Below are 11,026 nucleotides of genomic sequence, written 5' to 3' on the forward strand. Positions count from 1 at the left end.
TACTGCTTGCTACGTTGCGGACCATGACCCCACCGCCGCCGACGGATCCGAAGGACGCCCGGGACGCGCCCCCGCCGGGACTGCGCATCCCCAAGCGCCGCGGCGTGGAACTCTCCCTCCTCGTCTGCGCCGTCCTCATCTGCGTCTACGGCTACGCCGAGGTCGGCCTGGCCCGCAACGGCGCCGTGCCGCCGGACGCCGCCCGTTACGGCGCCGGGCTCGGACTGCTCGCGCTCCTCGCGCATCTCGCGGTCCGCTGGCGCGCCCCGTACGCCGACCCGCTGCTGCTGCCGATCGCCGTCCTGCTCAACGGGCTCGGCCTGGTCCTCATCTACCGGCTCGACCTGGAGACGCCCGGCGACCGCGCCGCCCCCACCCAACTGGTCTGGTCGACCCTCGGCGTCGGCCTGTTCATCGTGGTGGTGCTGCTGCTGCGCGACCACCGGACGCTCCAGCGGTACGCGTACCTCTCGGTGGCCACGGCCCTGGTCCTGATGATCCTGCCGATCTTCTTCCCGGCGGTGAACGGGGCCAAGATCTGGATCCGGATCGGCGGACTCTCCTTCCAGCCCGGGGAGTTCGCCAAGATCCTGCTCGCGGTCTTCTTCGCCGCGTACCTCGCCGCCAACCGCAACGCGCTCGCCTACACCGGCCGCCGGATCTGGCGGTTCCAGTTCCCCACCGGCCGGGTCCTCGGCCCGATCGTCGCGATCTGGCTGCTCAGCGTCGGCGTCCTGGTCCTGGAACGCGACCTGGGCACCTCGCTGCTGTTCTTCGGCCTCTTCGTGATCATGCTGTACGTGGCGACCGGCCGCACCGGCTGGATCGCCGTCGGGCTCGTCCTCGCCGCGGCCGGCGCCTTCCTGGTCGGCTCGCTCGAACCGCATGTGCACAGCCGGGTGCAGGACTGGCTCGACCCCTTCGCCTCCATCCGGGCCGGCGAGGGGCCCGGGCAGCTCGCCCAGTCGCTCTTCGCCTTCGCCGCCGGCGGCATGCTCGGCGCCGGACTCGGCCTCGGCCACTCGATCCTGATCGGCTTCGCCGCCAAGTCCGACTTCATCCTCGCCACCGCCGGCGAGGAGCTCGGCCTGGTCGGCCTGACCGCCCTCTTCCTGCTGTACGCCCTGCTCGTCGCCCGCGGCTACCGCGCCGGGCTCGCCCTGCGCGACCCCTTCGGCCGGCTGCTCGCCATCGGCCTCGCGTCGATCCTGGCCCTCCAGGTCTTCGTCATCGCGGGCGGGGTGATGGGCCTGATCCCGCTCACCGGCATGGCGATGCCGTTCCTCGCCCAGGGCGGCTCCTCGGTCGTCACCAACTGGATCATCGTGGCCCTCCTGGTCCGGGTCTCCGACTCGGCCCGGGCGCCCCGCCCCGACATGGCGGACAGCGGGGTCATCGCCCCGATCGCGGAGGACGCGAAGTGAGAGACGCGACATGAAGGAAGAGACGTGATCCGCTACATCCGCCGGGCCGCCGCCCTCTGCCTGGTCCTCCTCGTCGCCCTCCTCGTCAACGCGGCCCGGGTCATGGTGTTCGAGGCCGACGCGTACGACGACAACCCGGCCAACCGCCGGATCGCGATCACCCGCTGGGGCGAGCCGCGCGGGGAGATCACCGTGGACGGGCGCCCGGTCACCGGCACCCGCGACAGCGGCCAGCAGCTGCGCTACGAACGCACGTACACCCAGGGCCCGTTGTACGCACCGGTGACCGGCTACGCCTCCCAGACGTACGGCACGACGCTCATCGAGAACGCCGAGGACGCCCTCCTGTCCGGCACCGACCCGATGCTCGCGCCGCTGCCGCTGTGGAGCGACGTCAGCCGCGGCCGGCAGCCCGGCGGCGACGTCGTCACCACCATCCGGGCGCGGATGCAGGAGGCGGCGTACCGAGGCCTGGACGGCAAGCGGGGCGCGGTCGCGGCGATCGAGCCGGCCAGCGGGCGGATCCTCGCGCTGGTCTCCTCCCCCTCGTACGACCCCGGGGTCCTGTCCGGCACGGGCCCGGCCGTCGCCGACTCTTGGAAGCGGCTCAACACCTCGCCCGACCAGCCGATGCTGAACCGCGCGATCCGCCAGACCTACCCGCCCGGCTCCACCTTCAAGATCGTCACCGCGGCGGCGGCGCTCGACGCGGGCGTGGTCACCGACGTCGACGCCCCCACCGGCATCCCCGACCCCTTCGTCCTGCCCGGCACCCGCCAGGTCCTCCCGAACGAGGCCACGGGCTGCGCGGACGCCTCCCTCGCGTACGCGATCCAGTGGTCCTGCAACACGGTGATGGCGGGTCTCGGGGTGAAGGTCGGGCTCACGGACATGGTGACGGCGGCGGGGAAGTTCGGCTTCGACGACACGGGTCTGAAGGTGCCGTCCTGGGTGGCCAAGTCCAACTTCGACACCGACATGAGCGACGACCAGCTGGCCCTGTCGTCGATCGGCCAGTTCGACACGACCGCCACCCCGCTCCAGATGGCGATGGTCGCGGCGGCGGTGGCCAACAACGGCGAGATCGCCTACCCGCACCTGGTGGACCGCACCACCACCTCCGGCGGCACGACCATCGACACCACCGGCCGCCGCAGCTACCGCCAGGCCATGCGCCCCTCGACCGCGAACCAGCTCCAGAACCTGATGGTCCGCGCGGTGGAGGAGGGCACCGGCACCAACGCGGCCATCCCCGGCGCCCGCGTCGGCGGCAAGACGGGCACCGCCCAGCACGGCCTGGGCAACACGGGCACCCCGTACGCCTGGTTCATCGCCTGGGCCCAGGCCACCGACTCGGCCCAGCCGGCCGTCGCGGTCGCCGTCGTCGTCGAGGACGCGGAGGCCAGCCGCACCGACATCAGCGGCGGCGGCAGCGCGGCACCGATCGCGAAGGCGGTCATGGAGGAGGCGCTGCGGCTGGAGGCGGAGGGGCGGGGGCGGTAAGGACGGGCCCACGCAGATGGGCCTCCCCGCGCCGAGCGCGGGAAGGCCCATCTGTCGTGCACTGCTACGGGGAGGACTCGTCCGACCCGTCGCCGGCGTGTTCCTCCGCCAGCCTTTCGAAGAGAGCGTCCACGTCACGGAGTGACATCGGACCGCAGGCCGCTTGGAACGCGTCTCCGTCGCTCCAGGCGATCATCCATCCGCCGTCCGGAAGGTCGTACCTCTCGCGAGGCACGACGACCCCCTCCAGATCCGTTTCGCTCACATCGATCCGAATGTGCCACCCGGGATTGTCCGTCGTGGCCAGCTTGATGCCGAATTCGTGTTCCCATTCCCCGTCGCAGTTGGATGCGTACCAGGACTGGATGAACCGCATCCCTCTGTCCGGATCAGGGGCACCCAATGGGCTTCTCCCAGTCCTCTGGTGCACGAGCCTCTCCGTTCGGAAGGTTCATATGGGGCGTTTCCACCACGGTACCGTCGGAATTCGTGTGCTCCGGTCCCTCAAGGTCGAACCTCTTCACCAACTCGTAAGGAGCCGGGTTCCTGGGGTTCGACTGCGGGGCCCATTCCGCGTACTTCTTGATGCGGCCCGTCGTTCCGTGGAGAACGAAGGTGGTGTGCGGAGCACCGTCGGCGTCCTGATTGGGTCGCTGTCCGGGATTGCGCCCCCGTCCCATGTTGTGCACGAGGACGCTGCTGTCCCCCGCCACGACGTAGTACGTGTGCAGATCCGAGACGGTCAGGTTGTACACCGTCGCGTCCTGACGGGTCCACCGCTCGACCGCCGTGACCTGGACATTGCTGCCGGCACTGGTCTGGAGCCACGCACCCGACGTCAGGTCGGTCGCGTCGATCCACTCCCGCAGCTCGGGCACCCAGAACGGGTGACCGTCGGTCGCGGTGACCTGGGCCGTCTTCGAGCCCTTGGCGCCGTCGACGTCGATCGTGACTCCGACCAGGTGCTTCTCGCCCCGGCCCTTGATCTCGGCGCTGACCGTCTCGACGCGGGTCGCCCCGGTCTTCGGGTCGGTCGCCATGACCTTGTCGCCGGTCCTGACGTCCTCGATGGCCTTGACGGAACCGTCGCCCATCAGCACCTTCGTGCCGGCCACGAAGCTGTTGCCGTTGTTGGGGACCGGGCAGGAACCGCCGCCGCCACCCTCGGCCTTGCCGGAGCCGCCGGAACCGCTGCTGCCGCCGTTGCTGCGGGCCGAGCCGCCGGAGGAGCCGCCGGGCTTGGTGGTGTTGGCCTTGCCACCGCCCTTGGAGTCTCCGCCCTTGCCTCCGCCGCCCTTTCCGCCGCCGCCCGAGGAACTCTTGGGCTTCGGCTGCGAGGAGGCCTTCGGAGCGGCCTTGGCCTGCGCCTTCTTCTGGACCGGGTTACCGGTCTTCTTCTTCGCGGCGGCGGCTATGTCGGCCTTCCTCTTGGCCTCTTCCGCCGCCTTCTTCTTGGCCCGCTGCGCGGCCTCCTTCTTGGCCTTCTCGATCGCGGCCTTCTTGGCCCGTAGCGCGGCCGCCTCAGCCGCCTTCGCGGCCTTCAGCACCGCCTCCGCCGCCGCCTTGGCCTTCTTGAAGGCCTGGATGGCCTCGATGGTGCGGTTGACGGCCTTGAGGACCGACGGGATCTTGCCCAGCTTGGTCCACGGAATGGCACCGACGATCATGCTGCCGCAGGACCACATGTCACCGCCGAAGCAGGCCATGGCGTCGCTGATGCCGATGAAGTCCTTCAGCGCGCTCCAGGCCGCCGAAAGGATCACCGAGCTCAGGGACTTGCCCTGCATCGCCTCGGCCTGCGCGACCTGCGCCGCCGACAGACCCGCGCCCGCGAGGGCCGCGGCCCGCTCCGAGGCGGTCAGGACGATGTCCAGACCGGTCGGGTCGGAGTACGTCACCGGGTTGTTGTGCGCGTACGTGTACCCGTTGGACTGCAGCGGGTCGTTCAGGTCGAGCAGCGGGTCGGCGGACAGGAAGCGTCCGACGACCGGGTCGTACAGACGGGCGCCCAGCGGCTGGAAGCCGGAGGCGTCGTCCCTGGTCTTCCCCAGGAAGCCCAGGTGGGTCTGCAGGTTGGCGCCGGCCGTGTCGACGCCGCGCTGGTTGCCGAACGGGTCCTGCTTGCGCACCCGCACCGGCTGACCGCTGTAGAGGCCGACCTCGGCGTAGACGCTGCCCTGGTGGTCGGAGGCCAGCGCGACCAGGGCGTCGCCGCCCGTGCCGTTGGCGTAGCGCATGACCGCTCCGCCGGGGACGGAGTAGGTGCGCTCGGTGCGGACCAGGATGCCGCCCTGCTGGACGGTGACCTGGGCCTCGCCCAGGTTGAGCGTGGCCTGCTTGCCCTGGATGGTCAGCAGGCGGTCGCCGTCGGGGCCGTAGATGTGACGGGTGTCGTTCTGCGGCAGCCACTGCTGGGCGGCCTGGGCCGCGTCACAGGTGGCGAGCACGATGGCGGTGCCGTTGACGTTCGCCGCGCCCTGCACCGCGAGGCACAGACCGGAGGCGACGTGGGTCAGCTGACCCGAGGCGTTGCGCTTGAGCTGCTGCGCGGCGGTGCCGTTGCACTTCTGGATCTGGACCGCCGAGCCCGCCGTGTTGGCCGCGGGCTGGAGGCACCAGGTGTCGTACACCTCAAGGGTGCCGAGGTTGGCATCGGCCTGGCCCGGGGCCGGGTCGAAGCGCCAGGCCTGCGCCACGGTGTTGTTGCAGCCGTAGAGCTGGATGGCGTTGCCCGCCGCGGCGAGACCCGACTTCAGGTCCAGGCACTTCTGGCCCAGACCCACGTACGGGGTCTTGCCACCGGAGCCCTGACCGGTGATCCGGTCGACCTGACCGTCGTAGGTCCAGGTCAGCTCCTGCTTGTCACCGTTCTGGAGCGAGGTGATCGACTTGGTCTCGCCGGTCAGCTCGTACAGACGCTGGGCCTCGGCCGTCACCTGCGCGCCGGCCGGAGTGGTGTACTTCCGCGTCACCTTGGTCAGCGTGTGCGGCTGGTCCTTGGCGGCGTTCTTGCCGTACTCGTACGTGCTGGTGGCGTCCTTCGCGGTGTCACCGCTCAGGTCCCGCTCGGTCAGCTTGGTGCGGTTGCCCAGCAGGTCGTACTCGTACTCCTGCCAGTAGCCGGAACCGTCCTTGCCGGCGGCGACGTTCAGGGTGCCGTCGGTGTTCTTCGGAGTGGTGCAGTTCGCCTGGTCCTTGGAGGTCCAGGCCGACTTCAGCTGGCCCAGCGGGTCGTACGCGAAGCACTGGCGCTCCTCGATCCCGACGGACTTCTCCTGGATCGAGGTGACGTTGCCGGCCGGGTCGTAGGTGTAGCCGCGGTGGGAGACCAGGTTGCCGCCGACCAGGGAGGCGTCGTTCTTCTCCCGGTAGACCGACTGCTCCTTCAGCTCACCGCTGCCCTCGTCGTACGAGCTCTGGGACCACACCCGGTACGGCTGGGAGCCCAGGGTCGAGCGGAGCACCTGGCCGTAGGCCGAGTAGACCGTCTCGGAGCCGTACCAGTCCTTGCCGGAGATGGAGAGCGGCTCGCCGTCCTTGTTGTAGCGGACGACCAGCTTCTCCGCGGCCAGCTTGCCGACGGCCGGGAGCTCCGCCTCCTCCAGGGCGCCGGTGTCGGCGTAGGAGTAGGTGTACGTGTAGTCCTTGGCGAAGCCCCACGTGTCGACCAGCGACTGCGGGAGCGAGAGCGTGGTCGAGGTCGGCTGGTAGTCCTTCGTGTAGCCGTTGACCTTCTCGGTGTACGCCAGACCGTCCGTGTAGCGCGTGGCGGCGGCGGGCATGCCCTTGCCGCCGGGGACGGTGTCGTACGTGTACTCGGCCAGGAGCGCGCCGGTGGCGCCGCCCAGGCGCTGCTGCTTCGGGCGGGACAGCTCGTCGTAGCCGTTCCACACGGTGCCACGGGAATTGGTGGCGCTGACCATGCGGTCCTGGTCGTCGTAGACGTGCTGGGTGGTGCCGGTGTCGGGGTCGGTCGCCGACTCGATGAGGCCGCGGTGGTCGTAGGTCCACGACCACGGGTGCGTCGGGTCCGCCGAGGCCGTCGCCTTCACGACCTGGCCACGGGAGTTGTACTCGTAGCGGGTCGACGTGAAGCCGCCCGGCGCCGCCGGGTTGAACGTGTCCGTGCGGACGCTGCGGCCGAGTGCGTCGGTGTAGACCCGGTAGGAGGTGTCACCCTGCGGGTGGATCACCTTCGACCAGTCCTGGCCGTACTCGTACTTGGTGGCCCGCTCCGGGTACGCCTTGGAGGAGGTCTCCTTGGTGACGGGGTCCACGTACTTCATGTACGGGGTCTCCTGGACCACGCGGCCCAGACCGTCGTACGTGTAGCGCGTGATGTTCGGGATGGCGGTGTCCGCGAGCGGGGTGAAGAGCTCGCCGGGCTTGGCCTCCCTGGTCAGGTAGGCGTTGTTGGTCTGCCAGACCTCACCGGAGCTGTTGTACAGCGTGTCCGTGACGAGGAAGCCGGCGTCGTTGTTCGCCTCCTCCAGCGACTGCCGCTCACGGCCGAGGCCGTCGTACAGCGTCACCGAGGTCTCGACCCGGTCCTCGTAGCCGCGCGCGTACGTGGTGACGTACGGAGGCTTGCGGATCTTGCGCGAGGCGTCGGTCGGGTCGGTCTCCTCGGCCGGGATCACGTACTCGGCGCGGAAGTCCGGAACCGCCGTCGGCGACGGGGTGCGGCCCGCGGCCCAGGCCTCGGAGAGACGGCCCAGCGGGTCGAACTTGGCCTCGCTGACGTTGCCGTTGGCGTCGGTGGTCTTCAGCGTGGTCGCGCGGCCCGGCTCCAGCTCCTGGACCTGGCTGTGCGAGAGCGGGTTGGTCTCGGTGACCTTGAAGACCTGTCCGGTCGGCGGGTCGAAGGTGGTCGTGCTGACCTTGCCGTCCGAGTCCTTCACGCTGGTCACGCGGCCGACGCTGTCGAAGCCGGTCGTGCCGTTGCTCTGGAAGCCGGTGCCGTCGCCCTTGAGCGACCACGACTCGGTCGCCAGACCGCGGGTGGTGCCGGCGAGCGCGGTGCCGTAGGCCGTGCCGTCGTATCCGGTGCGGAAGGCGCTGCTGAGCGAACCGAGGTCGGCCCAGTTCGCCGCGGCGCACGTGGTCGGCGAGACCAGGACCTGCTTGGACAGACCGATCAGGTTCATGCCCGTGTGGTGCAGGTAGTCGGTCTTGGTGCAGGACTCGTCGCCGGTCCTGCCGGTGTCGCCGAGGGACTCGACCTGGGACGGAAGGCCGTAGGCCGACTCGTACGAGGTGTTCGTCCGCACTTCGCGCACGGTACGCGTGTCGTCGCCGGTGCCCGACGACTTGGTGTAGACGACCTCCTCGGGCTCCGTGACGCGCCAGGCCTTCAGCGGGTCCAGGCCGTCGTCGCGGTTGCGCCGGGCCAGCTCGGTGGCCTCGGGGATCGAAACGCTCCGGGAGAGCCAGTCGGTGTCGGCGTCCGTCGCGTTGGTGTAGCCGAGTTCCTCGGACACGCGGCCCGCGAAGGGCTCACGGTCGTAGACGGTCGTGCCGTCCGCGGCCTTGATCACGTTGCCGTGGACGTCCTTCATCGGCACGGTGTCGCCCATGCCGCGGAAGTAGCGCGTGACGGCCTTCGACTGCTTGCTGCCGATCGCCGGGTCCTCGGAGCCCGTGATCACGGTCGTCTGCTCGGCACCCGCGAACTGCGAGTACGTACGCGTCGACTTCTTGCTGAACTCGGACTCGGACAGCTTCCAGGACGGGTTCTTGTACGCGTACGCCGTCTTCGTCGCGTAGGCGCCGTCGACGTTCGGAAGCTCCTCGATGGACTCCACGACGTACTTGTGGAACCAGTCGATGTCCTCGAACGACGGGTCCGGGTTCCAGAACGTGGGGTAGCAGAGCTCGCTGTTGGCCTTCAGTCCTGCGGTGTCGGTCTTCGTGGGAAGACCCGCGCCGGAGAGGCACTTGCCGGTGATCGGCTTGTACGAGACGACGGTCTCGCCGCCGTACTCGTTGATGACACGCGCGATGCGCAGACGCGAGAAGCCGGGGCGCTGCGGGTTGACCGCCTTGACGCGGTTCGGCATGTCCTCGGTGTTGGACTCGAACCGGACCGGGTTGAGGGAGACGCTCGCGTCGGTGGAGCCGTTGCGGGCGTAGCCGGTGCGCTGGATGGACTCCAGCCACAGGGCGGTGTTCGGGCCGGTCTTCAGCTCGGCGAAGGACTGCTTGAGCTGGTACTCGTCCACGACCTGGCGGGCGGTGGTGTCGGTGCGCCGCTGGGCCGAGGTCGTGATCTTGTCGAGGCGCTTGCGGGTCCAGAAGGTCGGGCCGGCGTTCCAGCACTTCTTCTTGGCTTCGCAGCGGAGGTCGGCCGGAGTGTCGAACCAGGGGCGGTAGTTGCCCGGGTCCTTCGACTTGAAGTTGTCGTCGGTGCAGGTGACCGCGCCGATGGCGTAGCAGCGCTCCGCGACGGTGAAGCCGATGCGGGCCGGGGCCGTGGCCGAGAAGATCGAGTTCTTGTTCTGGCCGTAGTAGATGTGCGACAGGTAGCCGTCGCGGTCGTAGACGACCGGGTCCTTGAAGTTGAAGTTCCGGGCGTAGTAGTTCTGGTCCTTCTTCCACCAGAGCGACATGGCGTTGCCGTGGATGTCCTCGACGTAGTCGAGGGACCAGCGCCAGCCCTGGGTGCAGAAGGAGTTCTTCCAGTCCTCGGTCGTGGCGCCCTTGTAGCAGTCCTCGCCCGCGTGGTTGCCGTAGACCGGGACCGTCAGGACGGAGTCCGTGGTCGGGTCGTCGGCGGCGGTGCCGTTGTCGGACCAGCCCGGCAGCTTGTTCAGGCCGAAGTGGTACTTGGTGCCGTCCTTGGTGGTGACGACCCAGTACTCACCGTCCTTGGCGCCGTTGGCCGTGGCCTGGCCCTTGATCAGCTGGACGGTCGAGCCGTCGCCGTTGGCCGTGAACCACTTGCCCTTGGACGCGTCCCACACCAGCTCGGTCGTCATGCCACCGAGCGAGAGGGTGGCGTTCTCCGAGCCCCAGCACAGGTCCGCGGTCTTGTGCGTGGAGTTGTTGGAGCCGGCCTTCTTGGAGTCCTGGCGGCAGTTGACGTACGTACGGGTGATGGCACCCGCGTTGTAGTCCCAGCCGTCACCGATCCAGGAGGCCTGGTTGTTCGACGACGACGTACGCCCGTCCACGGACTGCGAGGAGTAGCCCAGGCCGACCTTCGGCATCAGGCCGCCGGCGGTCTCCGGGACCTGCACCTGGTACGAGTACGTGAAGGCGCCCGAGGAGGAGCCGGACGACCAGGAGCCGGAGGACAGCAGCGGCGACGCCGTGAAGTCGCCCTGCACCGAGGAGCCGGTGTCGAGCATGCCGACCGCCGAGCCGCCCGCCGCGTTCGCGACGGGCTGGACGCCGTCGCGGTAGGACGCCTTGGTCGCGCCGGAGCGGGCGGTGAAGCCCTCGCCGAGCAGGCCGGCGACCGGGACGGTGCCCGTGACGACCTTGCGGGTCGGGGAGTTCTTCGCCGCGGTGGTCTTCGTCGGCGCGTTCTTCGCCGGGACCGTCTCGACGGTGGAGCTCAGGCGCTCGACCTTGACGGTGGCGTCCTCGTTGCCGGACATCGGCGTCACGCCGGTGTCGTCGGCGCAGTCGCCCGTGGTCGGGGACGAGTAGACGCACTCCGGCAGGAGCACCAGACCGAAGCGGTCGGCGGCCTGCGGGCCGTAGAGGTCGGCGAAGCCGGTGGTGTCGACGGTGAGCGCGACCTCGGCGGCCGGGTCGACCGTCGCGGGCGGGGTCACCTTCATGACCAGACCGGACACGCCCGCGTCCTGCGAGGTGGTCGGCGGCGCGAGGTCGACCTTCCAGTCACCCGCGACGGTGGCCGGGTCGGCGCCCTCGGGGACGCCGAGGGCGATCGGCAGTCCGTTGGTGACCGGAACGGTGGTGCCCGGGGCGGTGGTCGCCGAGAGCGTCGCGTTGCCCGTACCCGAGGTCCACGCGGTGGTGGCCTTCGGGTCGTAGGGGTCGACCGGCACCTCGGGCGCCGTGCTGAGCGTCTTCTGCGCCTCGGCGTCGCCGCCGAGCTCGGTGCTCTTGGGTATCTCCGGGAGTTCGAC

Annotated in this window: 3 protein-coding genes and 1 pseudogene; 2 read left to right on the forward strand and 2 right to left on the reverse strand. The window is 69.7% G+C overall.

Features of this window, described 5'->3' with window-relative positions:
• The first annotated feature begins 23 nt into the window (after nt 1-23).
• Nucleotides 24-1,424 (forward strand): FtsW/RodA/SpoVE family cell cycle protein, encoded by a 1,401-nt coding sequence (locus ABTZ54_RS23710; RefSeq protein ID WP_351666519.1) that lies wholly within the window; start codon nt 24-26, stop codon nt 1,422-1,424.
• Between the two features lie 24 nt (nt 1,425-1,448).
• On the forward strand, nt 1,449-2,927 hold the full coding sequence (locus ABTZ54_RS23715; RefSeq protein ID WP_351666520.1) for a penicillin-binding transpeptidase domain-containing protein: 1,479 nt from the start codon (nt 1,449-1,451) through the stop codon (nt 2,925-2,927).
• A gap of 64 nt (nt 2,928-2,991) precedes the next feature.
• On the opposite strand, the gene ABTZ54_RS23720 is transcribed toward ABTZ54_RS23715, so the two are convergent.
• Nucleotides 2,992-3,303, reverse strand: a complete 312-nt coding sequence (locus ABTZ54_RS23720) for an Imm53 family immunity protein (protein WP_351666521.1) — start codon at nt 3,301-3,303, stop codon at nt 2,992-2,994.
• 298 nt (nt 3,304-3,601) lie between these two features.
• Nucleotides 3,602-11,026, reverse strand: a pseudogene (locus ABTZ54_RS23725) (ricin-type beta-trefoil lectin domain protein); the annotation flags it as partial.

Origin of the sequence: Streptomyces sp. NPDC094032 (assembly GCF_040303965.1) — a bacterium.
Lineage (GTDB): Bacteria > Actinomycetota > Actinomycetes > Streptomycetales > Streptomycetaceae > Streptomyces.

What these genes read in the sequence shown, in the direction of transcription:
- ABTZ54_RS23710 (WP_351666519.1), top strand. Translation starts at nt 24, where the DNA reads ATGACCCCACCGCCGCCGACGGATCCGAAGGACGCCCGGGACGCGCCC.
- ABTZ54_RS23720 (WP_351666521.1), bottom strand. Translation starts at nt 3,303, where the DNA reads ATGCGGTTCATCCAGTCCTGGTACGCATCCAACTGCGACGGGGAATGG.